Source organism: Erwinia tasmaniensis Et1/99 (assembly GCF_000026185.1).
Lineage (GTDB): Bacteria > Pseudomonadota > Gammaproteobacteria > Enterobacterales > Enterobacteriaceae > Erwinia > Erwinia tasmaniensis.
This window is the reverse complement of the sequence record NC_010694.1, coordinates 310,411-336,110: the sequence shown is the minus strand read 5'-3', so window position 1 is coordinate 336,110 and position 25,700 is coordinate 310,411. Positions and strand designations below refer to the sequence as shown.

Annotated in this window: 25 protein-coding genes; 12 read left to right on the top strand and 13 right to left on the bottom strand. The window is 52.4% G+C overall.

Annotated elements, in window-relative coordinates:
- Positions 1 to 247: 247 nt before the first annotated feature.
- Positions 248 to 2,197: an RNase E specificity factor CsrD gene (gene csrD / locus ETA_RS02530; RefSeq protein WP_012440048.1), complete on the bottom strand. Its 1,950-nt coding sequence runs from the start codon at positions 2,195 to 2,197 to the stop codon at positions 248 to 250.
- Positions 2,198 to 2,420: 223 nt separating this feature from the next.
- On the opposite strand from csrD, the gene acuI reads away from it, so the two are divergent.
- From acuI to fis, 11 genes are all read left to right on the top strand, one after another.
- The gene (gene acuI / locus ETA_RS02525) at positions 2,421 to 3,398 is read left to right on the top strand and encodes an acrylyl-CoA reductase (NADPH) (protein WP_012440047.1); all 978 of its coding nucleotides are present in this window, start codon (positions 2,421 to 2,423) and stop codon (positions 3,396 to 3,398) included.
- Between the two features lie 51 nt (positions 3,399 to 3,449).
- Positions 3,450 to 4,454, top strand: a complete 1,005-nt coding sequence (msrP, locus tag ETA_RS02520) for a protein-methionine-sulfoxide reductase catalytic subunit MsrP (RefSeq protein WP_012440046.1) — start codon at positions 3,450 to 3,452, stop codon at positions 4,452 to 4,454.
- 4 nt (positions 4,455 to 4,458) lie between these two features.
- A complete protein-coding gene (gene msrQ, locus ETA_RS02515) occupies positions 4,459 to 5,061 on the top strand; it encodes a protein-methionine-sulfoxide reductase heme-binding subunit MsrQ (RefSeq protein ID WP_042959235.1) in 603 nt (200 codons plus the stop codon).
- A gap of 223 nt (positions 5,062 to 5,284) precedes the next feature.
- Entirely contained in the window at positions 5,285 to 5,737 is a 453-nt protein-coding gene (gene aroQ, locus ETA_RS02510; RefSeq protein ID WP_012440044.1) for a type II 3-dehydroquinate dehydratase, read from the top strand.
- A 21-nt stretch (positions 5,738 to 5,758) separates the two neighbouring features.
- A complete protein-coding gene (gene accB, locus ETA_RS02505) occupies positions 5,759 to 6,229 on the top strand; it encodes an acetyl-CoA carboxylase biotin carboxyl carrier protein (protein WP_012440043.1) in 471 nt (156 codons plus the stop codon).
- Between the two features lie 11 nt (positions 6,230 to 6,240).
- Positions 6,241 to 7,590, top strand: coding sequence for an acetyl-CoA carboxylase biotin carboxylase subunit (gene accC / locus ETA_RS02500; RefSeq protein WP_012440042.1), 1,350 nt, complete (start codon positions 6,241 to 6,243; stop codon positions 7,588 to 7,590).
- An 82-nt stretch (positions 7,591 to 7,672) separates the two neighbouring features.
- Positions 7,673 to 7,915 (top strand): YhdT family protein, encoded by a 243-nt coding sequence (locus tag ETA_RS02495; protein WP_012440041.1) that lies wholly within the window; start codon positions 7,673 to 7,675, stop codon positions 7,913 to 7,915.
- Positions 7,905 to 9,359 carry a sodium/pantothenate symporter gene (panF, locus tag ETA_RS02490; RefSeq protein ID WP_012440040.1) on the top strand — a complete coding sequence of 485 codons (1,455 nt, stop codon included), beginning with the start codon at positions 7,905 to 7,907 and terminating at the stop codon, positions 9,357 to 9,359. Before ETA_RS02495 ends, panF begins: the two co-directional genes overlap by 11 nt.
- 12 nt (positions 9,360 to 9,371) lie before the next feature.
- Entirely contained in the window at positions 9,372 to 10,253 is an 882-nt protein-coding gene (gene prmA, locus ETA_RS02485; RefSeq protein WP_012440039.1) for a 50S ribosomal protein L11 methyltransferase, read from the top strand.
- Positions 10,254 to 10,561: 308 nt separating this feature from the next.
- Complete coding sequence (dusB, locus tag ETA_RS02480) at positions 10,562 to 11,527, top strand: tRNA dihydrouridine synthase DusB (protein ID WP_012440038.1); 966 nt, start codon at positions 10,562 to 10,564, stop codon at positions 11,525 to 11,527.
- Between the two features lie 25 nt (positions 11,528 to 11,552).
- Complete coding sequence (gene fis, locus ETA_RS02475) at positions 11,553 to 11,849, top strand: DNA-binding transcriptional regulator Fis (protein ID WP_000462905.1); 297 nt, start codon at positions 11,553 to 11,555, stop codon at positions 11,847 to 11,849.
- 591 nt (positions 11,850 to 12,440) lie between these two features.
- On the opposite strand, the gene ETA_RS02465 is transcribed toward fis, so the two are convergent.
- From ETA_RS02465 to ETA_RS02410, 12 genes are all read right to left on the bottom strand, one after another.
- The gene (locus ETA_RS02465; RefSeq protein WP_012440037.1) at positions 12,441 to 14,081 is read right to left on the bottom strand and encodes an FKBP-type peptidyl-prolyl cis-trans isomerase N-terminal domain-containing protein; all 1,641 of its coding nucleotides are present in this window, start codon (positions 14,079 to 14,081) and stop codon (positions 12,441 to 12,443) included.
- A complete protein-coding gene (locus ETA_RS02460) occupies positions 14,078 to 14,533 on the bottom strand; it encodes a hypothetical protein (RefSeq protein ID WP_012440036.1) in 456 nt (151 codons plus the stop codon). Before ETA_RS02460 ends, ETA_RS02465 begins: the two co-directional genes overlap by 4 nt.
- A gap of 5 nt (positions 14,534 to 14,538) precedes the next feature.
- A complete protein-coding gene (locus ETA_RS02455; protein WP_012440035.1) occupies positions 14,539 to 15,141 on the bottom strand; it encodes a helix-turn-helix transcriptional regulator in 603 nt (200 codons plus the stop codon).
- A gap of 736 nt (positions 15,142 to 15,877) precedes the next feature.
- Positions 15,878 to 16,273, bottom strand: a complete 396-nt coding sequence (locus ETA_RS19640; protein ID WP_049778737.1) for a hypothetical protein — start codon at positions 16,271 to 16,273, stop codon at positions 15,878 to 15,880.
- A gap of 1,172 nt (positions 16,274 to 17,445) precedes the next feature.
- Positions 17,446 to 17,994, bottom strand: a complete 549-nt coding sequence (locus ETA_RS02445) for a fimbrial protein (protein WP_012440032.1) — start codon at positions 17,992 to 17,994, stop codon at positions 17,446 to 17,448.
- 9 nt (positions 17,995 to 18,003) lie between these two features.
- Positions 18,004 to 18,507: a fimbrial protein gene (locus ETA_RS02440; protein ID WP_042958550.1), complete on the bottom strand. Its 504-nt coding sequence runs from the start codon at positions 18,505 to 18,507 to the stop codon at positions 18,004 to 18,006.
- A 14-nt stretch (positions 18,508 to 18,521) separates the two neighbouring features.
- Positions 18,522 to 19,025, bottom strand: coding sequence for a fimbrial protein (locus tag ETA_RS02435; RefSeq protein WP_012440030.1), 504 nt, complete (start codon positions 19,023 to 19,025; stop codon positions 18,522 to 18,524).
- 10 nt (positions 19,026 to 19,035) lie between these two features.
- Positions 19,036 to 19,692 carry a fimbrial protein gene (locus ETA_RS02430; protein WP_042958548.1) on the bottom strand — a complete coding sequence of 219 codons (657 nt, stop codon included), beginning with the start codon at positions 19,690 to 19,692 and terminating at the stop codon, positions 19,036 to 19,038.
- 59 nt (positions 19,693 to 19,751) lie between these two features.
- A complete protein-coding gene (locus tag ETA_RS02425; RefSeq protein WP_012440028.1) occupies positions 19,752 to 20,507 on the bottom strand; it encodes a fimbria/pilus periplasmic chaperone in 756 nt (251 codons plus the stop codon).
- Positions 20,508 to 20,520: 13 nt separating this feature from the next.
- Positions 20,521 to 23,142, bottom strand: a complete 2,622-nt coding sequence (locus tag ETA_RS02420) for an outer membrane usher protein (RefSeq protein WP_012440027.1) — start codon at positions 23,140 to 23,142, stop codon at positions 20,521 to 20,523.
- Positions 23,143 to 23,185: 43 nt separating this feature from the next.
- Complete coding sequence (locus ETA_RS02415; RefSeq protein WP_068794414.1) at positions 23,186 to 23,734, bottom strand: fimbrial protein; 549 nt, start codon at positions 23,732 to 23,734, stop codon at positions 23,186 to 23,188.
- Positions 23,735 to 23,813: 79 nt separating this feature from the next.
- Positions 23,814 to 24,335, bottom strand: a complete 522-nt coding sequence (locus ETA_RS02410) for a fimbrial protein (protein WP_012440025.1) — start codon at positions 24,333 to 24,335, stop codon at positions 23,814 to 23,816.
- 384 nt (positions 24,336 to 24,719) lie between these two features.
- Between ETA_RS02410 and ETA_RS18650 the strand changes: the two genes are divergently transcribed.
- Positions 24,720 to 25,274: a winged helix-turn-helix domain-containing protein gene (locus ETA_RS18650; protein ID WP_049778736.1), complete on the top strand. Its 555-nt coding sequence runs from the start codon at positions 24,720 to 24,722 to the stop codon at positions 25,272 to 25,274.
- Positions 25,275 to 25,700 lie beyond the last annotated feature (426 nt).

Here is a 25,700-nt window from a genome sequence, read left to right as displayed (position 1 = left end):
CAGCGACAAGGCGCAAAAATGTCCTGCTCCGGTGAAAAATCATGCTATTTCGTGCCGACAACACAACCTGTACGCTATCAAGCGCAACTGAGCCCGTCATTACGGCATTCAGACTTGGTTTCGAGACGGATAAACGGACATAACATACATAAAAATTAACATTTTTAGTTTTGCCTCGGTCGGCGATAACGCCGCTCTTGACCACGACCGCGCAAGTATTCTACGTGAAAACCCGGCGAACGTGAGACTAAACTCGATATCTTTGCGAATATTTTTTTACGCTGGTGTTAACCAATTGGGAAGCGGCGAAAAAGTCTCCCTGCCCCCCGGTTACGCCCAGCTCCACCAGCGTTTGCCACTCTTCCCTGGAGTGCACGCCTGCCGCAAAAACCTGGGCGGAGGTTTGCTTACAACTCTCAAGAAGACTCTGCACAAACAGCTGATTTTCGGTGCGCCTGTCGATATTACGCACCAGTCCCGGATGCAGTTTAATCAGCCGAATCTGGAACTGTTTGATGTAGGCCGTACTCACCACCTTTAATCCCGCCTGATTCACCGCAACGCTGCAACCAAAACCATAAAGCAGGCGGAAGACAGGTTCCAGACGATTAATGTGTTGACACACATCTGCTTCAGCAAGTTCAAATAAAATACGTTTTCTTTGCGATTTGGCGCATTGCAGCAGGGTATCACGGAGCCAGCGCATAAACGGACGGTGCAGCAGTGAGTCGAGCGTCAGGGGGACAGTCAGCGTCTCTTCAGGCCACCATTCCGCCAGCGTCACGATGCGCTTCACCAGCAGGCGATCGTAGCGTTCTGCCAGCCCCAGCTGCTGCAACATGGGCAGGTATTCGGCCGACAGCAGCTCTTTCTCACCGTCAAAAATGCGCGGCATGATTTCGCGGTGGTGCACCTGCCCCAGCCTGTTTACGGCGGGCTTCTGATACAGACGCGGCCCGCCCTGATTGACGGTATTCTCCAGCAGGGTGCGCCACTTAACGCTACCGCGTGCCAGAGACTGCTGCGCGCCTTCGCCGACTGACCAGCTGTTACCACCCTGTAGCACGGCATGCCGCGTTGCCCGTTCGGCGTTATCCATGACCTGCTGAGCGCTCTGCCCGCTGTGCCAGCCGCTGATACCGATATGGATCATATCATCGCGATCGACCATGCGCGTCGGTGGCAGGCTGTCTACCGCTTTAATCAGCTGTGAGGCGATGCCATCCGCATCTTTTACGCTACGGTGCGGTAGCAAGACGGCAAAGTCGCTGCGAAAATATCGCGCCAGTAATGCACCAGGATAACGCAAAACGAACGTTGACAGCATATTGGTCAAAGCAAAAAAATACTCCTGTACCTCGGCATGCCCCCAGCGTTCGCACAGGGTGTCAAAATCCGGCAGGCGGATCATCATCACCATGCCGTGCGTGCCCACCGCTTCGGGATCTTCCAGCAATGTGGTCAGCTGATTATCGAAAAACAGACGATTATTGAGGCCTGTGCGCACATCCTGCGCGGCAAAAGTGCGGATTAGCGTATCGATACGATTATGCTGCTCCCCCGCTTCTTTAAGATCGGACAAAAGCAGATCGATGGCGCTGCTGGCCATCGGCGGCCATTCATGAACCGATCCCGATCTCACGTCGCCCCTGTTTCCTTTAATCACCGCCCCGGCACGCGCCTCCAGCCGCTCCATTCCCTGTAACTGCCGGTATAGCCAGCGATGCGCCTGTAGCAGCAGCAGCAGCATAATCACCACCACGCCGATAATCGCCGACAGGCTTGAAGCACCAATTAATGAGGTAAACCAGGTGAGGGTAGAGTCGACCCACTGGATATGTAACGTCATATCCTTGTGTTGCGTCAGCGGCAGCACGGTTTGACGATAGCGGTTTGGCTCATCTTCCAACAGCGGCCGCTGAGGGCGTATCACCTCAAACAGCGGCCTGTTGTCTTGAATCAGCGCGATGCGTTCTATACGCAAGGGGCTCATGACCGGACGCAGCCAGGATGCGATCTGCTGGGCCGTCTGCGTTGATAATGCGCTATCCACTTCATCGGCTATAAGCTGAACCCGGTACTCTGCTCGCTGGTTGCTAAGATAAAAGAAGCTCAGCACACAGCCGACCAGCATTAACAGCATGGCCAGTGAACACAGCAGGGTAATGATTGCAGAGAGTTTGGTGGTTAATCGCATTCTTATGCCAGTTAAATGCGGTGGGCGAAATGTCATCAACACAGTACCGCGAACTGTTTGTTAACGATCGTAGGCAACAGGATGTCAGACTGTAGCGGCAGATGAAAATAACACATCGTGTCCAATAAATGCTTGCTTCGAATCAGATCAATATCCATTTTGGCGAGTATAGTCATAGCTGACCGTTTTTAGAGAATGATTATCCCGTTTTCAGGAGATCCTTATGCAAGCACTGGTTCTTGAACAGTCCTCAGGTGAAACTATCGCCACCGTCAAACACCTGCCTGATGACAGCCTCCCACCGGGCGATGTCACGGTCGACATTGACTGGTCGGGTATTAATTACAAAGACGCGCTGGCGATCGCCGGTAAGGGCAAAATTATTCGCCAGTTCCCTATGGTGCCCGGCATCGATTTCGCCGGCAGGGTAGAGAGTAGCAGCGATGCGCGTTTTCAGCGTGGCCAGTCGGTATTGCTGACCGGTTGGGGCGTTGGCGAAAACCATTGGGGTGGTCTGGCAGAACGGGCACGGGTAAAAGCAGACTGGCTGGTGCCGATGCTACAGGGCCTGGATGCCAGGAAGGCGATGATCGTCGGCACGGCGGGTTTCACCGCTATGCTCTGCGTAATGGCGCTGGAGGAAGGTGGCGTGACGCCAGAAGACGGTGAAGTGCTGGTGACAGGTGCCAGCGGCGGAGTCGGCAGTACCGCCGTGGCGCTGCTCAACGCGCTCGGTTACCGAGTCGTTGCCGTTAGCGGTCGCGCATCGACCCACGACTATCTGCACCAGCTGGGAGCCAGCGAGGTGCTGCCGCGCAGCGCGTTCAGCGAACGATCTCGCCCGCTTGAGAAACAGCGCTGGGCCGCAGCGATAGATACTGTCGGCGGAGAGGTGCTGGCAAGCGTGCTGGCGCAAACCCGTTATAATGGTGTGGTCGCCGCCTGTGGGCTGGCGGGGGGAACCGACCTGCCCACCAGCGTGATGCCATTTATCCTGCGTAACGTGCGCCTGCAGGGCATCGATTCGGTAATGACTCCGGTTGCGCGCCGTCATCTTGCCTGGAAGCGTTTGCAGCAGGCGTTGCCCGCGACATTTTATCAGCAGGCTACCACTGAAATCTCGCTGGCTGAGGCGGCGGACGCGGCGGAAAAATTGCTCAATAATCAACTAACCGGGCGCACGTTGGTGCGTATCCGCTAACCGTTTGCTGGTAAAACACGCAACGATCCATTATCACAGGCAGGGCCAAAGATGAAAGCCGTTAACCCACTGACAGAAAATGACGTCACGCCAGAGAGCCTGTTTAATGCTCGTCGCCGTACGGTGCTAAAAATGCTGGGCATGAGCGCGGCGGCGCTATCTCTGCCCGGTGCTGCGCGCGCCGACCTTCTTTCTTGGTTCAAAGGCGGCGACCGCCCACGCGCCGCCTCGGGCCGCCCGCTTGATTTCAGTCAGCCACAGCAGTTTCAGGCCAATCTTCCGCTGACGCCGGAAGATAAGGTGACGGGTTATAACAACTTTTATGAATTCGGGCTGGATAAAGCCGACCCCGCCGCCCACGCCGGAACGTTGAAAACCGCCGACTGGAAGATTGAGATAGATGGCGAGGTGGCAAAACCCCTGACGCTAAGCATGGATGACATATTTAAACGCTTTGCGCAGGAGCAACGGATTTACCGCATGCGCTGCGTGGAAGGCTGGTCCATGGTGGTTCCCTGGGTTGGCTTTGAACTGGGCAAACTGCTCCAGGCCGCCGAGCCCACCAGCAACGCCCGCTTTGTGGCTTTCCATACCCTGTACGCGCCGGACCAGATGCCGGGCCAACAGGATCGCTTTATTGGCGGCGGGCTGGATTATCCTTACGTGGAAGGACTACGGCTGGATGAAGCCATGCACCCCCTGACCCTGTTAACCACCGGCGTGTATGGCAAGGCATTGCCGCCGCAGAACGGGGCGCCGATCCGCCTGACCGTGCCGTGGAAATACGGATTTAAAGGCATCAAGTCCATTGTAAAAATTAGCCTGGTCAAGGCGATGCCGCCGACAACATGGAACCAGTTAGCGCCGAATGAGTATGGGTTCTACGCTAACGTCAATCCCCATGTTGACCATCCGCGCTGGTCGCAGGCGACCGAACGCTTTATTGGTTCCGGCGGTATTCTTGATGTGCAGCGCCAGCCAACGTTGCTGTTCAATGGTTATGCCGACCAAGTGGCGTCACTGTATCGTGGTCTCGATCTGCGGGAGAACTTCTGAGATGGTGCGCCTGACGTTACCCCAGATACGCTGGCTGAAAGTGCTGCTGCATCTGGCGGGCTTTCTGCCGCTGGTGTGGCTGCTGCTGACCCTCAATCAGGGCGGGTTCAGCGCCGATCCGGCGAAGGATATCCAGCATTTTACCGGCAGAATGGCGCTCAAGTTCCTGCTTGCCACGCTCGCGGTCACGCCGCTGGCGCGTTACGCTAAACAGCCGTTATTGATCCGCGTACGCCGCCTGCTTGGACTCTGGTGTTTTGCCTGGGCATCGCTGCATCTGGTGAGCTACTCTCTGCTTGAGCTCGGCATCAATCATCTGGGCCTGCTGGGATCTGAGCTGATTTCGCGTCCTTATCTGACGCTGGGCATCGTCAGTTGGGTGATTTTACTGTCACTGGCGCTGACGTCGTTCCAGCGCGCGCAACGCAAGCTCGGCAAGCGCTGGCAAACGCTGCATAACGCCGTCTATCTGGTGGCGATACTCGCGCCGGTTCACTATTTGTGGTCAGTAAAAACCTATTCGCCCCAGCCGTGGATTTACGCGCTCATCGCCGCGATCCTACTGGCATGGCGCTATAAAAAGCTAAGCAAGTGGCTGGCACGCTAATTCACAATGGCGACTGACCACGGGCTTCTTGCTGCCAGCCCTGTCGCCGTCAAAGATCAACTTCGCTGATACGCCCCCGACTTATAGGCTAAATGCATTGATATGGTGACAATGACTGCCTTTTTCGGCAGCCTGTCACCAATTTTCATCTGAAAAGGTGACAAACCGGCTTTAGCCATGTATTTTGTGCGATGCCTAAATTATCGCGGGAGATGGCAGCAAAATGAGCGACAAGTTGCATGTACTGCTTTTGAACGGCCCCAATCTGAACCTGCTGGGTACGCGTGAGCCGGAAAAATACGGCCACACCTCGCTGGACGAGATTGTCAGTGAGCTGACATTGCAGGCCAGTGCGCTGGGCGTCACGCTTAGCCATCTCCAGTCCAATGCGGAACATGCGTTAATCGACCGCATTCATCAGGCGAAAGGCAATGTCGATTATATCGTCATTAACCCGGCAGCATTTACCCACACCAGCGTGGCGCTGCGTGATGCGCTACTGGCCGTCAGCATACCGTTTATTGAAGTTCATCTTTCAAACGTGCATGCTCGCGAGCCTTTTCGCCATCATTCGTATCTTTCTGATATTTCTACCGGCGTGATCTGTGGACTTGGCGTCGACGGTTATTCCTGGGCTTTACAGACGGCGGTTAAACGCCTGTCACTATCTCATTAAACAGAGTACGGAACCACACTCATGGATATTCGTAAGATTAAAAAACTGATCGAACTGGTTGAAGAATCAGGCATTGCTGAACTGGAAATCTCTGAAGGCGAAGAGTCCGTTCGCATCAGCCGTGCCCCGGTCAATACCGGCTACCCAATGATGCAGCAGGCTTATGCCGCACCAATGATGCAGCAACCCGCGCTGGCAACCGCAGTGGCTCCGGCTGCCGCTCCGGCAATGGAAGCGCCCGCTGCTGCTGAGATCAGTGGCCATATCGTGCGTTCTCCTATGGTCGGTACTTTCTACCGCACCCCAAGCCCAGACGCAAAAGCGTTTGTGGAAGTCGGTCAGAAAGTTAACGCCGGTGACACCCTGTGCATCGTTGAAGCAATGAAAATGATGAACCAGATCGAAGCCGATAAGTCTGGCGTCGTGAAAGCGATTCTGCTCGAAAGCGGTCAGCCTGTTGAATTTGACGAGCCGCTGGTCGTCATCGAATAACGAGGCTACCCATGCTGGATAAAATTGTAATTGCTAACCGTGGTGAAATTGCGCTGCGTATTCTGCGTGCCTGTAAAGAGCTGGGCATTAAAACGGTTGCGGTGCACTCCACGGCCGATCGCGACCTGAAGCACGTGCTGCTGGCAGATGAAACCGTCTGTATTGGCCCCCCTCCGTCAGTGAAAAGCTATCTGAATATCCCGGCGCTGATTTCTGCCGCCGAGATCACCGGTGCGGTGGCTATTCACCCTGGCTACGGCTTCCTCTCTGAAAATGCAGACTTCGCTGAGCAGGTTGAGCGTTCGGGCTTTATCTTTATCGGCCCCAAAGCGGATACTATCCGTCTGATGGGCGATAAAGTGTCGGCGATCACCGCAATGAAAAAAGCGGGCGTTCCGACGGTTCCGGGCTCTGACGGCCCACTGACCGAGGATATGGATAAGAACCGCGCCTTTGCGAAACGCATCGGCTACCCGGTGATTATCAAAGCCTCCGGCGGCGGCGGCGGTCGCGGTATGCGCGTCGTGCGCAGCGACAAAGACCTGGAACAATCCATCAACATGACGAAAGCGGAAGCCAAAGCGGCTTTCAACAACGACATGGTTTATATGGAAAAATACCTGGAAAACCCGCGTCATATCGAAATTCAGGTATTGGCAGACGGCCAGGGCAACGCGATATATCTGGCCGAACGCGACTGCTCCATGCAGCGCCGTCACCAGAAAGTGGTGGAAGAAGCGCCGGCACCGGGCATCACCGAAGAGATGCGTCGCTACATTGGCGAACGCTGCTCGAAAGCCTGTATCGATATCAGCTATCGCGGCGCGGGCACCTTCGAGTTCCTGTATGAAAACGGTGAGTTCTACTTCATTGAGATGAACACCCGTATTCAGGTTGAGCATCCGGTCACCGAGATGATCACCGGCGTTGACCTGATCAAAGAGCAGCTGCGCATCGCTGCCGGTCAGCCGCTGTCGATCAAACAGGAAGAGGTCATTATTCGTGGTCACGCGGTGGAATGCCGTATCAACGCCGAAGATGCGAATACTTTCCTGCCAAGCCCGGGCAAAATTACCCGCTTCCACGCGCCGGGTGGTTTTGGCGTGCGTTGGGAATCCCATATCTACGCCGGTTACAGCGTGCCGCCGTACTATGACTCAATGATTGGCAAACTGATTACCTTTGGTGAAAACCGTGATGTGGCGATTTCACGCATGAAAAATGCGCTGGCTGAACTGATCATCGACGGGATCAAGACCAACGTCGAACTGCAGATGAAAATCATGTCGGACGAGAACTTCCAGCACGGTGGAACAAACATCCACTATCTGGAGAAAAAACTCGGCCTGCAAGAGAAGTAAGCGCGCCAGATGCCCGGTTCACCGGGCTGAGATCGACAGATGCAGGGGCCGATTAATCGGCCCCTTCTTATTGGGGAAGCGCATGGAAAAACGTTTTGTACAGGCCCATCGCGAGGCGCGCTGGTCATTTGCGCTCGCGGTGGCTTATCTCGCCTGCTGGGCGCTGGCCGCCTGGCTACTGGATGACCAGCAGGGGCTGACCGGTTTGCCCCACTGGTTTGAAATGGCCTGCCTGCTGGTGCCGCTGCTGTTTATTTTTCTCTGCTGGTTAATGGTGCGCGTTATCTTCCGCAATATCTCTCTGGAGGATAAAGGTGAAGCTTGAAATAATTTTGCCGCTGGCGGGTTATCTGCTGCTGGTCGCGGGCCTGTCGGTCTGGGCGATGCGCAAGCGGCGCGAAGGGAGCTTCCTTACGGAATATTTCCTCGGCAGCCGCTCAATGGGCGGCTTCGTGCTGGCAATGACGCTGACGACCACCTATATCAGCGCCAGTTCGTTTATTGGCGGCCCCGGCGCAGCGTATAAATACGGGCTGGGCTGGGTGTTGCTGTCGATGGTACAGGTCCCGGCGGTCTGGCTTTCACTGGGCGTACTCGGCAAGAAGTTCGCCATCCTGGCGCGGCGTTATCATGCCGTGACGCTGAACGATATGCTGTATGCACGCTATCGCAGTACGCTGCTGGTGTGGCTGGCCAGCCTCAGCCTGCTGATCGCCTTTATTGGTGCAATGACCGTGCAGTTCGTTGGCGGGGCGCGCCTGCTGGAAACGGCGGCCGGCATTCCCTACGACAGCGGGCTGCTGATCTTTGGCGGTACCATCGCGCTGTATACCGCCTTTGGCGGTTTCCGCGCCAGCGTGCTCAACGATGCGATGCAGGGGCTGGTGATGCTGGCCGGCACCGTCCTGCTGCTGGTTGCCGTGATACACGCAGCGGGCGGACTGCATAACGCGGTGCATACCCTGCAACGCATCGATCCCCAACTGGTTTCTCCCGCTGGCGTAGGCGATATTCTGACACCGACCTTCCTTGCATCGTTCTCGGTATTAGTCTGCTTTGGCGTGATTGGCCTGCCGCATACGGCGGTGCGCTGCATCTCCTACAAGGACAGCAAGGCGGTCCATCTTGCCATTCTGCTTGGCACCATCGTGGTGGCCGTACTGATGCTGGGCATGCACCTGGCGGGCGCGTTGGGGCGAGCGGTGATCCCCGATCTCCAGATCCCGGATAGCGTGATCCCGACGCTAATGATCGCGGTGCTGCCGCCGCTGGCAGCCGGGATCTTTCTGGCGGCACCGATGGCGGCGATCATGTCGACGATCAATGCCCAGCTGCTACAATCGTCGGCAACCATCGTGAAAGATCTCTATCTGCGGATATACCCACACCAGATAAACAATGAGCCCCGTCTGAAGCGGCTCTCTTCGCTGGTTACCCTGGTGCTGGGCCTGCTGCTGCTGCTGGCGGCATGGCACCCGCCGCAGATGATTATCTGGCTCAACCTGCTGGCCTTTGGCGGGCTGGAGGCGGTATTCCTGTGGCCGCTGGTGCTCGGCCTGTATTGGGAGAAAGCCAATGCCGCCGGTGCCCTGAGCAGCATGATCTGCGGCGCTGCCTGCTATACCCTGCTGGCCAGCCTGTCACTACAGCCCTGGGGATTCCACCCGATTGTGCCAGCGCTGCTGCTCAGCCTGCTGGCATTTATGATTGGCAACCGTTTTGGCCGCCCGGCGCTCGCCACAACGTCTGCCCCTACCCTGTTTGAATAGAAGAGACTCGTTATGCCCTGGATACAGATGAAGATGAATACCAGCGGCGCTCAGGCTGAAGAGCTGGGCGACGCGCTGATTGAGAACGGTGCCGTGTCGGTCACCTTCCAGGATACCCATGACAACCCGGTGTTTGAACCGCTGCCGGGCGAAACGCGCCTGTGGGGCGATACCGATGTCATTGGCCTGTTTGACGCCGAAACGGATATGGCCGACGTGATTGCCGGACTGGAACACCATCCCCTGCTGGGCAGCGGTTTTCACCATAAGATTGAGCAGATTGAAGACAAGGACTGGGAGCGTGAGTGGATGACCAACTTCCATCCGATGCGTTTCGGCCAACGTCTGTGGATCTGCCCAAGCTGGCGCGATGTGCCAGACCCGAATGCGGTAAACGTGATGCTCGATCCGGGGCTGGCATTTGGCACCGGCACCCATCCCACGACGGCCCTGTGCCTGACATGGCTCGATGGGCTTGACCTGGCCGGTAAGACGATTATCGATTTCGGCTGTGGTTCCGGCATTCTGGCCATCGCCGCGCTGAAACTGGGAGCCGCCGCCGCTATCGGTATTGATATCGATCCCCAGGCCATCCAGGCAAGCCGGGACAATGCCGAACGCAATGGGGTTTCAGACCGCCTGTCGCTCTATCTGCCGCATCAGCAGCCGGATAACCTGATTGCTGATGTCGTTGTGGCGAATATTCTGGCCGGCCCGCTGCGTGAGCTGGCACCATTAATCAGCGTGCTGCCAAAACGGGGCGGGCATCTGGGCCTGTCGGGCGTGCTGGCCAGCCAGGCTTCGGGCGTTTGTGAAGCATACGCCGACCTCTTTGAACTTGATGCAGTAGCCGAGAAAGAAGAATGGTGCCGGATTACCGGCGTACGGCGTTAAGCAAGGGCACTGGCAAAGTCCATAACCGCTTTGCCGGTGCTTTCTTTCACGTCACATGTTTTGTTTAACAGGCGAAATAACGGGGTTTATGTCGATATCTTGCTGACAATAAAAGAAAATTCTTTGTATGCAAAATCATCATATTTTACTAAGCCACTGTTAAATAAATAAATATTGCATGAAGCAGGGGCTGATTCCGTATTCCCTTAATCTGTAACGGCGTATTGTTCAAAGTTTGGCCTTTCATCTTCCTGCAAAAATGCGTAATATACGCCGCCTTGCGGACACACTATGGTCACTTTTTTTTCATGCGCATAGGAAATCACCAGCTTCGTAATCGTTTGATTGCGGCACCAATGGCCGGGATCACTGACAGGCCATTCAGAACCCTTTGCTATGCGATGGGCGCTGGTATGACCGTCTCCGAGATGCTGTCGTCGAACCCCGAAGTCTGGGCCAGCGATAAATCTCGGCTGCGTATGGTACACAGTGACGAACCGGGTATTCGTACCGTGCAAATTGCCGGTTGTGACCCGACAGAGATGGCGGGAGCCGCGCGCATTAACGCTGCATCAGGCGCGCAGGTGATCGACATCAATATGGGATGTCCTGCCAAAAAGGTGAATCGTAAGATGGCAGGTTCGGCACTGCTTCAACACCCTGAATTGGTGAAGTCTATCCTTTCAGCCGTGGTGAATGCAGTTGACGTGCCCGTGACCTTAAAGATCCGCACCGGCTGGGACAGCGACAACCGCAACTGCGTAGAGATTGCCCAATTGGCTGAACGCTGTGGTATTCAGGCCCTGACAATTCATGGACGCACCCGCGCCTGTTTGTTCAACGGTGAAGCTGAATATGACAGCATTCGGACAGTTAAGCAGAACGTATCCATTCCGGTTATCGCGAATGGAGACATTACTGACCCGCATAAAGCCAGAGCGGTGCTTGACTATACGGGGGCTGATGCCCTGATGATAGGACGGGCTGCTCAGGGAAGACCGTGGATCTTCCGGGAAATCCAGCATTATCTGGACACTGGGGAGCTGCTGGCACCGATGCCACTGGCTGAAGTAAAGCGCTTGCTCATCGGGCACTTACGGGAACTGCACGACTTTTATGGTCAGCGCAAGGGATACCGTATTGCCCGGAAGCACGTCTCCTGGTATCTCCAGGAGCACGCCCCAAACGACCAGTTTCGGCGCACATTCAACGCCATTGAGGATGCCAGCGAACAGCTGGAGGCGTTGGAGGCATACTTCGAAAATCTTGCGTAATTAGAAATAAAGAGCTGACAGAACTATGTTCGAACAACGCGTAAATTCTGACGTACTGACCGTATCTACCGTGAACTCACAGGATCAGGTGACCCAAAAGCCACTGCGTGATTCGGTCAAACAGGCACTGAAGAACTATTTTGCTCAACTGAATGGTCAGGATGTTAATGATCTGTATGAGCTGGTACTGGCTGAAGTAGAACAGCCTCTGTTGGACATGGTGATGCAATACACCCGTGGCAACCAGACCCGTGCAGCCCTGATGATGGGCATCAACCGCGGTACGCTGCGTAAGAAGCTGAAAAAATACGGCATGAACTAATAGCCTTTGGCTATCATGGTGTTTTAAAAGGCGTTTTACCTCATGGTATTACGCCTTTTTTATTTATTTTTATACAAAAGGCTGTACATCCGAGGGGGGCGACTACTGGAAGCGTAAGAACAAATTAGCGGTTGAAAGCAAGCCTGATATTGGTAACAGGTCCTAAAAATGAGGGCATCGTTTCAGTTACCATACCTTGTCACCACCACCAGCTATGCGATTATATGCAGTCATTGTGCTGCATGCGAACCGGCCGAAAGGCTGGAAATATCTTGGTAAAAGTACGTCCCGTTTAGTTCTTCATCGTGTCTATACGTGTTCCTTGCTATTATTCCGGCCTTTAACGTAAACCCAATCGGGCAGTTTGTGTCGTTACTGCTGAAGATGTGCAATCTGTGCGTCGGGCCGTTCACGTTTGTGGCAAAGAATTCATTATAAAAGTGCCCTTCACCATCATAATGATCTGTCCAGAAGGTCATCATCCCCGCAAAGGCTCGGGTCACGACCTTTCTGCATATCCTGTCATAAGCGTAAGACAGCTGCGTGAGCAGGAGTACTGCCCCTGCAACCGGGCCGGGTCGCCAAGAGCAATTAATGCCCCTGGGCGACATGCGTTGAGTGGCTGTTGTCTATCCTGAGCTCATAAACCATCGTTGCGTTTGGTGGTACTTTCGGTGGATAACCTTCAGCGCCATAGGCCAGACCCGCCGGCACCACCATGGTCAGCGAGCCATGATTCTTTATATAGCTCATCGCATCGCGGAACAGGGGCGGATATGCCTTCAGGGGTTGAGATAATACGTTGCTGGTAAGTGACATATCCTGAATAACGGTCCCGTCCGTTAACGTCTCTTTGACCACCACATCGACAATATCGTTTTCCTGCAACGGCGTGTCACCTGCATAATCTACTCGATACAAAAAACCGGACGGCGATTGTTTGACGCCCTTTTGCTTTTTAAACTGTGCGAGAAAATCCTCACCGCTTTTTTGCTGACTGATTGTCATCTTCTTACGCGCGGCGTCGACCGCCTGCTCCGAGTCAGCCAGAGCACGGCTCAGTTCATCAGCGGACAGCTGATACTTCCCGGCAAATGCATCCACCACCCCGGCGAGGACAACCTGCCGGTCAGCGTTCACACCCCATCCCTTGCGCTGGTTGAGCAGTGTCAGAATATCACGCCCCAGCGCATCACCCGCAGCATAGGCCTGTTTTTGCTCGGGCTCTTTCAGCATCTGCGGCTTTGCCAGCAATGTCGCCCGTGAGCGCAGGCCGTCTGCATCGGACTGCGCCTGATGCAGTTTCTGCGACTGCCTGGCCAGCTCGGCCTCCCCCCCGCTCAGCTGCCTGGTCAGCTTATCTTTTTGGTCTTTATACGTTTTATTCTCCTGCTGTAACGCCAGCAGCGACGCCTCTTTTTGCTGCTTAACCTGCTGCAACTCCTGTACCTGTTTTTCCAGTTCCGTCAGCTGCTGATCGCGCTGTGCCAACCGTTGGCCCAGCGCGATCTTCTCTTCTTGCAGAGGCGTGACCAGCGCCGTATGCAGGCCTTTCTGTTCCTCCTGCAATTTTTTGAGTTCAAGTTTAAGGGCATTCTGTTGAGCCTGTTCCGCCTCCAGCTGCTGCTTCAGCGTCTGCAACTGTGCCACCATCGGCGACTGCTCGGGGTTATTTTTTGCCTCCCCCTCCTGCAACTGCTGTGTCAGGAGGCTAATCTGCTCTTTAAGAGTAACGATTTGTTCATCTGCCTTGCGCACGGCTGCCTGCTCACGCCTGGCGCTCTCCTTCGCCCGGGCGATCGTTGCATTAGCGCGCTTCTGATCAAACATTCCCGTTACGCTATGGTGTAGCTCGCTGAGCAGCTTACGTAGCGGCGTCCAGTCAGCCATCTTGCTCTGCCCCTGTAGCGCCTCTTCCGCCCGGACGCGACGTGCAGTTTCTGCCACCAGCGCCTCCTCCTGCTGTTGAAGGGTGGTCTGCAGTCTGGTCAGTTGCAGCTCCCGCTCCTTCAGCGTGCGCTGCAGCGCATGACTCTCCGACTGCCTGCCCGCCGCTGGCTGGTTGACCTGCTCTTGAGAAAGGAGGGGGGCGAACGCTTCCTTGTGCCTGCTGCTATATTTTTCGGCAAACTGTAATAAGGCCGGAATACCGTCATCTGCGCGGACGCTCTCCGCGCCCCACAGCAGAGGTAACACAACGGCCAGACGGCGTAACCGGGTACTCAACATCATTTAGCCGACTCCGCCATCTCAGACAGCCCGTTCATCAGTGCCTGGCTAATATTTGCGCACAGACGCTTAGCTTTATAGCTGTAAAGCGCATCCACGGCTTCCTGAGTATTGCCATTCACCTGTGTGCGCACCACAGCATATTTAGCGGTGCTACGCATCAGCTTGCTGAACTCGTTCTGGTATAAGTTATATTGTCTGGTGGATATCTGCTTCAGCGCCTCCATCTCTTTTTGACAGAGCATCATTTTTGCCGATCCGTGCTCAGGCTCTGCGCTTGGCTCCGGTGCCTCGATAGTTTCAGATTGCTGCACGCCGGGCTGTTGCTTCGCGGGTGAAGATGCTGAAGCGTCTCTTTTACCCACTGACGGTTTAGCCATTTCACAGCCGCTTAACAGCAGGCTACCGCCGAGCAACAGGCTCAGTGACAGAGTACGGCAATACAGAAGGTGCATGTTTCTCACGGTAAAGGTCTCTCTATTTGTTCAAGTCCACCACTGCGAAGCCAGTGGTACAGTTCTTCATTACGTTTAAATCCCAGCTTGCGCATCACTGAGCGCTTGTGTGCACTGATGGTTTTGGGGCTGATTTTCAAATACTGAGGCAGGCTTACAGGCGACATTTCCTGCGCCATACAGCTTATTACACGTACTTCACTTCTCGTCAGCTTCAGCAGCGCACAGCTGCCGCATGCGGTGACAGGCAATGTCAACGTCTCCCGCACCCCTAGTCTTTTTTCGACCAAGGTAAGAAGATCCCCGGGGGATGCGCCCCGCCACAGCATGCCCTGCTCACAAGTGCAGCGGAGATCGTCCCGCTGTCTGCTGCACAGCTGGATGTACACCGGTGGCCTTGTCTGGCTCTTAACCGCCCGCCGGCACAATCGCCCCGGCAGACGGCTAAGGGCAGACCAGAACACCAGGTCAGCATGCTTAATGCTCTCCTCACCGACAAAAAATATCTCCTGCCCGATGCTTTTAAAATGACGCAATAAAATGAACTTAATACCCAGAATAAAGAACCGATCGGTATCGAGAATGCACACGCCCATGATTTTTTTCATCGGTTTCTCTGGTCAGTTTAGCCAGGGGACAATGCGGTCTGAAAACGGACATCGGCCGGAAATAAAAGACCCGCCTGACGAAAAAATGTTTGGCCGGCACCTCTTGTTCCTGATGCTGTAAAATCGCGATCAAATTGACGTAAACACCGGTATCGATGCGACGCTGCAAATAGTCCTGCACCCAGCGTGCGAGGGATGGCATGGTTTACCACTGAGAGACGCTACCCGCCATCCCGGGTCTGAAATACCTGCCGGGCTGGCACACCACAGCGGAAGGCTAAGCAGAATCACGTCAATAAAGAAAAATGGCAGTGCAGCGGTGGTAATATAGTCATTTTTTCTATTAACATGACAGCGAGAAATAATACAATCAGCGCCTTACATATCCATATAATAACATTCACAGGGAGCAACACTCCCGCCCCTGACTGGTTTTGAATATAGTCGTACATACCCAGCATCATTAATCACACAGGGAAAATAAGGATAGTTTTAGCCAGCGAATAACATTAGTTATATAAATAATTAAATATCAAGCGGAAATTAGTGCAACAAATCGCTTATCGCTTACGTTAAAATGCAGACAAGCTGCCGATAAAAAATTCATTATTCAAATAGTGTGCTAAACGGGGGTAAAAATTCAGCCCCCCGTCAGAAAGCAGCATATCCCGGATCCGTGCGATTGTTCCCATCAACACACAGGGATAAAACCCTGCACGAACTTCTTTATTCTGGTTCAGTATGGTGATACGGACACAACGATGGCTTTTGAGTATTCACCCGGTTTGGCCGATTTTTCTACAGACAAATCAGATTCAAACTGAATTTGATTGTTTGACAGAAGCGTCGCTTTCAGTTGCGTCCGTACGCCCGGCGCAAGTTCAACATCAGAGGCGCCCACAATTTCCAAAACGGGTGAATTCCCACATGAGAGCGATCCATAGAGGGTCTTTTTGTCCCTCGACGGCGCCATCATTTCCCCGTGATCGATCTTCGGTGGCAAAGTCACCGTACAGGTCACCCCAGGAGGTAATGGCTTGATACAGAATCGGTTGCCAGAGTTCGCTGCCTGCGTTGCATTTACAATCGCAAAGGGAGTGTGCAATTCGCTAGCCACGAGGTGTCCAAACATGACACATTCACCTCCCGGTGCAGCGCCGGTGTGGCCTCCCCACGTTGGCGATGCACTGCAAGGTTGAGAAACGTCCCACTCCCCAGGTTTCTTGTAACGACAGCCAGATAGGGACGGTGAGTGATCGCGAGGCGTCCAGTTGCATTGGGAAAAGGGTATACCGCGAGATTTATCCCCGAATTGGCAATGGACGCCATAAGAACCTACCACCGCAGAGGCCGTGTAAGGGAACGGTACTACTGGCTCTCCAGACTCTAGCAGTTCCATCGTACCTCTATAATACACCAACTGTGAGCACTCTCCCTCCGCGCTATTATCACAGTCAGTGATTGTTACATCGGTCATAGCGGGATACATGATCGACATGCAGGGTGTTGAAATAGTGAACAACATTAGTATAGTAAATAAACGCATTATTTTTCCTTTTTATGTAGAAGGGAATTTCGTTTTAAGAAAAACCTCTTTACCTCTGTAGGGTAATATTGATACAGCCTTATTCATTTATCCTTACAGAGATAAAAGCCACACAAACTTCTTTATTCGCTTGCTCAGTATGGTGATACGGACACAATAACGGCTCTTGCGTATTCACCCGGCTTGGCCGATTTTTCTACAGACAAATCAGATTCAAACTGTATTTTATCTCCTGACAGAAGAGTCGTTTTTAGTTTTGTCCGGACGCCCGGCGCAAGTTCAACATTAGAGGCGTCCACAATTCCCAACAACACCTCCGCTTTACCTCTTTACCACACGAGGTCCGAGCACAAAGCGTCGGAACAACTCCTAATTTCCACATGGGTCAACACAGGAAATCGGATCGAAAAGGATGGTGTTGAAATAATTAACAGCATTAGCATAGCCAGTAGACGCATTATAGTTACCTTATTATATAGAACGTCATCATGTTAGAAGAAAACTTCCTTATCTCATTCTCACTCTGATTATATCTATTAATTACGTAGACTACGGTTAACTAACGTACGCATTTCCGATAATTTAATCAGAGAATATTTCACCCGGCGTTTACTGATAAAATTCTACTTGCCTTATTTTCAATCGGGACTAACCGAAATTTATAGATATAACAGTACCAAAGCGGATTTAAAGTAAACCGTTTTTCCCCGTGGGGATTTACACTCATCGCCAAGTTTAAGAGCTGCAATATTCCGATCTTACTCATACTCCAGATGGAAGGTCGCCACTGCGCTAAACGCCCCTATTCTGATTTTCTTGTCTTTAATTGCCTCTGGTTCACCTTTGATATAGGCCTTGAGGGCGATCACATTGCTGCCATTAGTAATATCCTGAGCGCTACCCGGCTGGTTTAACGCCAGCGCTTCACCTTTATGAGTTTCCAGACCGATAGCAATACCGCTGCCCTCGCTGCCACCATCAGGTGCCAGCAGCCCAGGAAGCGCGATGCTCTCCGTGCCGCGGAAGGTTATTTTCAGGCTATTGCCCAGTGATATATCACAATCCATCAGATGCAGCTGGAACAGCTTGCCGTGAGTACGGGTATTCAGGTACAGGTATTTATCTATCACCGAGCCAAAATCCAGGACGATACTTTCATCCTCTGGCAGCAGCGTACAGGGATCTGCCACCAAATTACCGTCGTAGGATATATTGACCGAGGGCGCTGATGCAGCCTGCGCCACATTAAGGCCGCCGGCCAGCATCAGTATTAGCATCAGCCCGCTACCTGGATTTTTCATTAACATTGTTGTCTCCTACGGGTATTCCAGCTGCAGCATTGCCGACGAAGTAAAAGCCTCTGCGGGTAACTCACTCCCTGGCTTCTTCACCGGCGTGGCCACAAAGGTTGACGAGCTCTGATTAGACGCAACGGTGAGCGCGGTTCCCACCACAAAAGCCGTAAGAGCGCCATCTACTGACTTGCTGCGTAGCTGAATACCAAAATCTTTGATATTGCTTTCCACCGCGGCGTTATCAAATGCCGTCGCTACTCCCAGGTAACGCACGATGATATTGCTATCTCTTTCCGCACAGTCGTAGGTAATGGTGAACACCTGCTCGTAGTTTTTACCGTCAACCTTATTAACACCCACTTCACCAAAAGAAATATTGATTGGTTGCCCGCTGTTGATTTCACAGGGGGGGTGTTCCCTTAGCGTGCCATGAAATATCATATTATCAGCGGCACCCACGGGTGCCGCCAGCCATGGACTTATCATGCTTAGCACCAGCGAAAGTACCTGAAGCCTGGTTTTCATCTTTTCTCCCCCTTTCACTGGTAGTACACCATCAGGGTAGCGCCCGCGCTAAAATCTCCCCCCGTCAGTGTGGCTCCCGCTTTTTTTACCGGCACAGCCTGCAGCACGGGTTTATCCGGATAGGTGAATTTAATCCAGTCATTGATGACCAACGGCTGGCCATTGGCGCGCAGCGCAATACCGAAATCATTGATATTCGTTTGCAGTGCGCTGGTATTAAAAGTGGTGCTATTACCCCGTATACTCAGTTTCATGGCATTAGAAGGACCATTCTGACAATCCAGGTTGTACTCCACCGTTTTGAGATACTCGCTGCCGTCTACCTTGTTGGCAATGATATTGCTACCGAAGTCGACGTCGATCGACTGGTTATCATTGATTGTGCAGGGAGGCGGCGCAACCACGGTGACTTTAACCTCAACCGTTGAAGTGACTGCACTGGCGCTGAAAGCCAAGAAAAGCACTACCGCAGCCAACGTCACCCGTGGCGCAACCGCCCACGTCTCTTTTATTTTCACAGGATTTACCTCAGTCATAGCTCAGCTGGAAGTCAACCGCCGCGCGGTAAGCACCCGCCAACAGAGGCGCTGAGGTTCTCTCCGGGATCACCGTGTAATAAAGGCTGCTGTGCCCCGGCGTTAGAAACAGCGGCTTGCCACGACTTCCCAACCGCACATCTTCGCCACGGCTGTCGAGCAGGCGCAGCCCCAGCCCGGACACTCCCTGTGCTTTCACTAACTGCGGATTGTCCATATCAGCCGGCGCATGAAAACTGACGCTGACCGTGGGCTGCACGCTAGACCAGGACAAGGCTCCCGTTCGACCGTCGCGCTGACCAGCCTGAGTACGCAGACAGTCAGTCAGGCGCATCTCAAAGGCAACGGGCGCAGCCCTGTCGCCGGGCACAGCAAGGCGAGCCGTGCCGGTATCCTTCATCCAGACGTCCTGCCGTGCGCTGCTCATATCCAGACGGCAGGCGCTCTCGGTCAGATTGCCCTGCACCTGCAACGTGCCGTGAGAACCCTCGATTTCCCAGTTGTCCGATGCGTGTGACGATGGTAACCAAAGCAGGATCGCGCACAGCGTCAGCGGCATCATCATCGCCGACGCTCTGAGGGTGCTATCACCGTGCAAATCACTGGACAGGTATACCCACTGCCGTTTTTTTTCTTTATTTTCTGCCATTTCCACTCCCCCACGATCCGCTCATAGTGCTACGCGTAGTGCCAAACGCAATCTCTCGCTTAAGACGTCGTCTTATCTGGTACCACCTTGCAGCTACTGCCGTTGCAGCTGAAGCTCAGCTGAGGACGGCCGCCGTAGTCGTTGATATAGGTCAGTACCGGGGCACTGCCTACGCTGGAGGCACTCACCGTCAGCGGTACACTGCTTTTTGGTGCGACCATAAAGGGTTGAAAGCCTTTTGCTCCGGTGCCGTTTTTCATGTTGCTCGCATCGATAATGGTCACGTAGTAAGGGGTCGGATTGTTCACCACAAAGCTGTCGCCCTGCCGACTCAACGTCATCTGCTCCTGCGCTGGTGCGCTATTTTTCTGCACGGCAATCGCTGCCGGACGGAAGAACAGCTTGATGCGGGTCTGCAGCGCTATCTGCAGGGTATTTGCCTTGTCACTCTTCGGCGGGATTTCACGCAGATTGAAGTAGAACAGCGTCTCCCTGTCCTGCGCCAGCTGCGCGGCCTGTGGCAACGCCTGAATTTTTATCTGGCTTGGCTTGTTCGGCTCAATACGCTGTACCGGTGGCAGCACCGTCATTGGAGTCTGGATTTTGTTGCCTTTATCATCTTCCAGCCAGCCCTGCGCAAGGTAAGGCAGCTGTTTATTCTGATTGCTGATATTCAGACTGACCGATGTCTGGTCACCGTTAAAAATGACTCTGGTACGATCCAGCGCAATCGCGGCCTGAGCCTGTTGGGCCACCATCACGCACAGCAGGCAAGCTGACAGGCTGGAGGTAAGTAAAATATTTTTCCGTTTCATCGCTAGTTTCTCATCACTTTTTCATGGAGCCGATCGGGCCAGACTCCGGCGTTGTAATATTGTTCGTCGGCTTAGTTGCTTCAATCTTGTCCGGGTTACCGCTAGCGGAGCCACGGCTAACCGTTGCCATCGGCTGACAAGGCAACAACAGGTTATTCGTCAGGTCAATCTTCAACGGAGCAGGCAGCTGCACTTCACACTGCGCCTTGCCATCCCAATGTACCGTCATACGATCGCCGGCGTTAATTCCGCTGAGGTACACAACACCACCGTCATTAACGATCCCTGTATCCTGCTCACGGCGATTTCTTACCGAGGCACCAAAAGGTGGCGTACTGCCGTCAGCCAGCTTAATGATGGCCATCGCTTTTTCACCGGCGATCACCTCAAACTTACGGTAACCAATTGCTCCTTCGGTCAGGGTGGCCTGTACCACCGACCGGGTAGCCTCAACCTTATCGCCAAGCTTGTTCAGGTCGATGCTGGCCTTATTGCGGTAGTAGCTATTGACGTCCGCGACAACGGCCTTACCCCATAGGTTGGTCTTTGATGTTGGACCGTAGCCGCGCACCGGTACACCCGCCACGCCATCGGTATCGAGCAGCATACGTGAGCCCCCCATCATGCCACCACGGTGCAGCGCACCGCCTTCCGCCGTCAGGGTCGCACCGCCCTGGGCCGTTAAACCGACCGCGCTATAGCCTCCCTGCTGGAAGCTGGCGTTGGCGCTCATCCTTGCCAAATCTCCCTCGTGGTTATAGTAACCACTCACGTTGGCTCCCCTACGCGAAGCTCCCGTCGTCATCTGGTAGCTGTTGTTCTCATCAATCCTGTCGTAATAGCCCACCCGGTGGGTAATGTCTTTTTTGTCCGCCGTGGTGGTATAACTCAGGTTGCCACTTCTGCCCCATGGCATCGCCAGCGACAGATACACGCCGTCGTCATTAGTCTCGTTGTAGCGATTACGGTAAGCCGATAGCGACACGCTCAGATTTTTGAAGCGGCCGATATCGAAGTAGCGTGACATCGTCAGATTGTAACGATCGTTCGCCGGGCGATCCCAGTAGGTCTGATGGCTGTAGTTCAGATACGTACTCAGGCCAAGATCGCGGAACTGCTTGCTGAAGGAGAGGGTATACATCTCCTTGCTACCACCAACCCGGTTGCCATTATGACGCGCATCGAGATATTCACTCATGCTCATAAAGTTCTCTTCCGAGAAGCGGTAGCCTGCAAAGGTCACCTGACTGTCAATCTCTTCAAAGGTCTTAGAGTAACTGACCCGGTAAGAACCGCCGCTAAGGGTTTCCTTCTCTGAAGGAAGAGTTGCCCGCGACTGGGTGGCATCAAAGGACAACGCCCCTAAAGCCATCAGATCGCGGCCGATACCGATCGACAGCGCATTATAATCGCCACCTGCCAGTGCCCCCCCATACAGTGACCAGCCGTTACTTACCCCCCAGGAAAACTCACCGGTGCCGAAGAGCGGGCCGTTTGAGCGATGATCCCAGTCAGACGGTCTGCCCGCTGCGAACTTAAAACGCAGCGAACCCGGTCTCGTCAGGTAAGGGATATTGGCCGTGTTCACAGTAAATTCCTGTACGCTGCCATCCTGCTCTTCCACCCGAACCTTGAGCTCACCGGATACGGCATCGTTAATATCCTGGATGCGGAATGGTCCGGATGCGACTTGGGTTTCGTACAACACCCTTCCCAGCTGGCTGATGATCACTTTAGCATTGGTCTTCGCCATACCCACCACTTCCGGGGCGTAACCGCGCAGGTTCGGCGGCAGCATATTGTCGTCTGATACTATGCTTGCCCCGGTAAAGCGAAAACTGTCAAACATGCCGGAGTCGAGATAACTCTCGCCCAGCGTCAGTTTGGAGCGTATCGCGGGCAGGGCGCGATAGGCGTAATAGCGGCTCCAGTCTAATCTCTTTGATGAGCCCTGCGCGCTGCCGTTTTGCTGTTCCAGGTTACCCTGCCAGTCTGCACGCAGCCGCCAGGCACCCATATTAACCCCCGCCGTTCCGGCGCCGCTGACGCTATAATTCTGGTTGCCGGTACGCTGTTGGCGCTGCGCCTGGGCACTCAGGTTATAATCAAATAAGATCCCCGGAATACCTTCATCCCAACGCGACGGAGGATCCCAGTCAGGCGAGGAATACTCCAGATAGGCCTGTGGGATGCTCAAATAGAGTGAGGACGTAGCCAGGTCCGGACGAGTCTCCATCCCCTTGAGGCTATCGGTATTTAAACAAGCCCCTTGATGCCACCAGGTGAGTCCTTTCATCGCTTCGGGTTTTAATCCCAGCAGCGCAATCAGCTCTGGTGAAAGACAAGGCTGACTGTCCTTTACATCGTCGTCGGGTGGATAGAAATTAACGGCCTGCTCAGGAATATCGTCTTTATTAATGTGCACGACCATATTGTAGGTTCCCGGCATGATGTAACCGCCACGGGAAAACTGACTCAGGTCGATATTTGTTCTGTCGTTGACATCCAGCACATCCATATTGAATTCAATTGTCTCTGCGGCATATAAAGGAGCACTACCCAACGCCAGAGAAACACTCAGATGCAATATTTTGAGGCGAAAAAAACGCTCAACTAATGGAGGTAAAATAACCATATAAACAGACCCAATATATAAAAATCGGAAGAACTCACTGAGTTTAGTAATAATCCATTTTAAACCGAACAGAGGAGTTAAACGGACCGGGCTTTAATACCTTATTATTGGAAACAAGCCTCAGCATATAATCGAGCTTCAGACTTCCTGGAATAATTTCTCGTAGCGGCATTGCCTCGCCCGGCTTCGCAATATTTCCAAGGGTATCTTTTATCTCCAGCGCAATCCCTGCGGCTTCACCATTAATGCCGAAGAGATTTCCATCAACTTCACCGTCAAACATCACCTGAAAATTTCGCCATTGCGGTGATTTTGGATGAGACTTATCAAGCTCACAGTGAATTAATTTCAAACTGAATGATTTGGCGGGACCATACCCTTCGCGAACAATATTACCGACGGGCACCGTATCCATATCAATCGTCTGATCCCGGCTTTCTGCGGCAATAGCACAGGCGCTATCCATAATAGCCCCTTCCATATTGACAATCCCCTTCCCCGAAAGAGTCGCTAAGGCCTGCGGCACAAAAAAAATCGCGGCCGATATTATCAATAAGGAAAGAGACACTACACGATAATGTTTTTGAGTCATAACCCTGATAACCAGTAGAGTCATTGATAGAGCATGCGGATGACTCCGCATGCCCGGATATTAGTTATCTAACAGGATATCACTCATAAGCCATAGTGAAGTCGGCAACGCTGGTGAAATTACCAGGAGTTACTGCAACGTCCTTACCGTCGCCCTGCAGAGCAGCATTGAAGCGCAGGATATTTTTACCTTCGGTAATTTTATGTGCAGCAGTTGCGGTACCCAGCTTAATTGGTTTACCACTGGTATCGCTTAACAGGATGCTTGCACCTTTCGCTTCGCCGTTGATAGCCAAGTTGCCTGAAGCTGCCTTTACACCGGTAAAGGTTAGGGAAACATTTTGTTTACCTTCTTCAATTTCACAGTTTTCCAACAGGATCTGGAACTCTTTCGGCGTAGACTGGCCGCCATCTTTCAGTGCAATCTTTGACACCTGACCAAGGTTTACGGTCTGGTCAACTGTATCTGGGTTAATAGAGCAAGGTGCATCGATGATTGAACCTTCAAATTTAACTACGCCCTGACCCTGGTTTGCAGCGTGAGCAATAGAAGAAGCACCGAAAGCGATTGCAGCAACCATCATAATTTTATTCAGTTTCATAATTTTATCCCTAATTTAGTTGAGGTCTGATTTCCTACGTCCCAGTAATGTTTACGTAGTAATTTTTTACGTAGTGCACACAACAACTATGTGAAGCTTCAACATACATATCTGCCCCGTTGTTGCGATGAGAGACACTTTACTCGGAAAAAACCAAGACAGTCATTTGTTTTTAAAAAACAAATTAATATAGATTTTTATTCTGATATAAGTAGAAATAAAGAAATTAAAAACCAAAAGAACAGAATAAAGCAAAACTAGAAAGATGGAAAACCTGTAGCCATATCTTAAAAAAATTATCTATTTTCGATGAAACTTGACAGGATAGGCTTATGAGGGATAAAAATCGGGAAAAACCACAAAAAAATGAACAGGAAGATTCGCATGTATTTCATTTTGAATAAGACTATAAAGTTTTATCCTGACACCAATGAGCTTGCAATCATCAATGAGCAGGACAACAGCATAGTACTTTCAAAACCTGCCAGCAGGCTGTTATTGACGCTTATCAATCATCTTAACGTTGTTGTAACCAGAGACTATTTACTCAAAACGGTATGGGAGGATTACGGCTACACCCCTTCCAATAACAATCTCTATATGGCGATAAGCGAACTCAGAAAATCCTTTTCATCTTTAAATGGTGGTGAATCTATTCTGGTGACAGTCCCTAAAGTTGGACTCAGGCTGGAAGCGCTGGTTGATGCTTTAGAAAAAGGAGGTAATGCCGAAGAAAAAAAAGAAACACGTACGGAGACTGAAATAGAACCATTAGCAGAAGAAAAGCCGGGGGAAGAGGAAGAAAAAAAAATCAGCTCTATTTACCGATTAAAGTCTAACACTGGCGTGAAAGTAAAAATTTCATTGGCATTAATACTCTCATCTTTGGCAATATTTCTTTTTAACTTAGAAGAAAACGTGCCCATAAAAATTCTGTAGACGACCCTGTTTTCAATTATGGAACCTGTGCGATATTTAGCCACACTCTTTCATTAGGGGTCGCATCAAATAATGATAGCTTTCAGAAAAGCATAATAAATAAACTAAATGAACATAATATAAATTGTGATAATGTGAAAAAAAATATCTATTTTCAAACTACACTAAAAAGATCGGGTGATGTCAGAAGTTATTTCATAGGTGTTTGTAGCGTGATAAAAAACTCTGAAGTAAAAAAATGTGAAACTATTAATGAAACACTTGAGTAAAATATGATAATCAAAAAATCTAGCCTTCTACTAATTGCATCGATTGTTTTTTCTTGTGCTGCCATTATCTATAGCACTAAGCGTTCAAACGCTTTCTACTGTATTTCACATATCGATAGTTTTTATCCATCAAGCTCTATTCATACCAGTCTTCAGC

What these genes read in the sequence shown, in the direction of transcription:
- csrD (WP_012440048.1), bottom strand. Translation starts at nt 2,197, where the DNA reads ATGCGATTAACCACCAAACTCTCTGCAATCATTACCCTGCTGTGTTCA.
- acuI (WP_012440047.1), top strand. Translation starts at nt 2,421, where the DNA reads ATGCAAGCACTGGTTCTTGAACAGTCCTCAGGTGAAACTATCGCCACC.
- msrP (WP_012440046.1), top strand. Translation starts at nt 3,450, where the DNA reads ATGAAAGCCGTTAACCCACTGACAGAAAATGACGTCACGCCAGAGAGC.
- aroQ (WP_012440044.1), top strand. Translation starts at nt 5,285, where the DNA reads ATGAGCGACAAGTTGCATGTACTGCTTTTGAACGGCCCCAATCTGAAC.
- accB (WP_012440043.1), top strand. Translation starts at nt 5,759, where the DNA reads ATGGATATTCGTAAGATTAAAAAACTGATCGAACTGGTTGAAGAATCA.
- accC (WP_012440042.1), top strand. Translation starts at nt 6,241, where the DNA reads ATGCTGGATAAAATTGTAATTGCTAACCGTGGTGAAATTGCGCTGCGT.
- ETA_RS02495 (WP_012440041.1), top strand. Translation starts at nt 7,673, where the DNA reads ATGGAAAAACGTTTTGTACAGGCCCATCGCGAGGCGCGCTGGTCATTT.
- prmA (WP_012440039.1), top strand. Translation starts at nt 9,372, where the DNA reads ATGCCCTGGATACAGATGAAGATGAATACCAGCGGCGCTCAGGCTGAA.
- dusB (WP_012440038.1), top strand. Translation starts at nt 10,562, where the DNA reads ATGCGCATAGGAAATCACCAGCTTCGTAATCGTTTGATTGCGGCACCA.
- fis (WP_000462905.1), top strand. Translation starts at nt 11,553, where the DNA reads ATGTTCGAACAACGCGTAAATTCTGACGTACTGACCGTATCTACCGTG.
- ETA_RS02465 (WP_012440037.1), bottom strand. Translation starts at nt 14,081, where the DNA reads ATGATGTTGAGTACCCGGTTACGCCGTCTGGCCGTTGTGTTACCTCTG.
- ETA_RS02460 (WP_012440036.1), bottom strand. Translation starts at nt 14,533, where the DNA reads ATGCACCTTCTGTATTGCCGTACTCTGTCACTGAGCCTGTTGCTCGGC.
- ETA_RS02455 (WP_012440035.1), bottom strand. Translation starts at nt 15,141, where the DNA reads ATGAAAAAAATCATGGGCGTGTGCATTCTCGATACCGATCGGTTCTTT.
- ETA_RS19640 (WP_049778737.1), bottom strand. Translation starts at nt 16,273, where the DNA reads ATGTTTGGACACCTCGTGGCTAGCGAATTGCACACTCCCTTTGCGATT.
- ETA_RS02445 (WP_012440032.1), bottom strand. Translation starts at nt 17,994, where the DNA reads ATGTTAATGAAAAATCCAGGTAGCGGGCTGATGCTAATACTGATGCTG.
- ETA_RS02440 (WP_042958550.1), bottom strand. Translation starts at nt 18,507, where the DNA reads ATGAAAACCAGGCTTCAGGTACTTTCGCTGGTGCTAAGCATGATAAGT.
- ETA_RS02430 (WP_042958548.1), bottom strand. Translation starts at nt 19,692, where the DNA reads ATGGCAGAAAATAAAGAAAAAAAACGGCAGTGGGTATACCTGTCCAGT.
- ETA_RS02425 (WP_012440028.1), bottom strand. Translation starts at nt 20,507, where the DNA reads ATGAAACGGAAAAATATTTTACTTACCTCCAGCCTGTCAGCTTGCCTG.
- ETA_RS02420 (WP_012440027.1), bottom strand. Translation starts at nt 23,142, where the DNA reads ATGGTTATTTTACCTCCATTAGTTGAGCGTTTTTTTCGCCTCAAAATA.
- ETA_RS02415 (WP_068794414.1), bottom strand. Translation starts at nt 23,734, where the DNA reads ATGACTCAAAAACATTATCGTGTAGTGTCTCTTTCCTTATTGATAATA.
- ETA_RS02410 (WP_012440025.1), bottom strand. Translation starts at nt 24,335, where the DNA reads ATGAAACTGAATAAAATTATGATGGTTGCTGCAATCGCTTTCGGTGCT.
- ETA_RS18650 (WP_049778736.1), top strand. Translation starts at nt 24,720, where the DNA reads ATGTATTTCATTTTGAATAAGACTATAAAGTTTTATCCTGACACCAAT.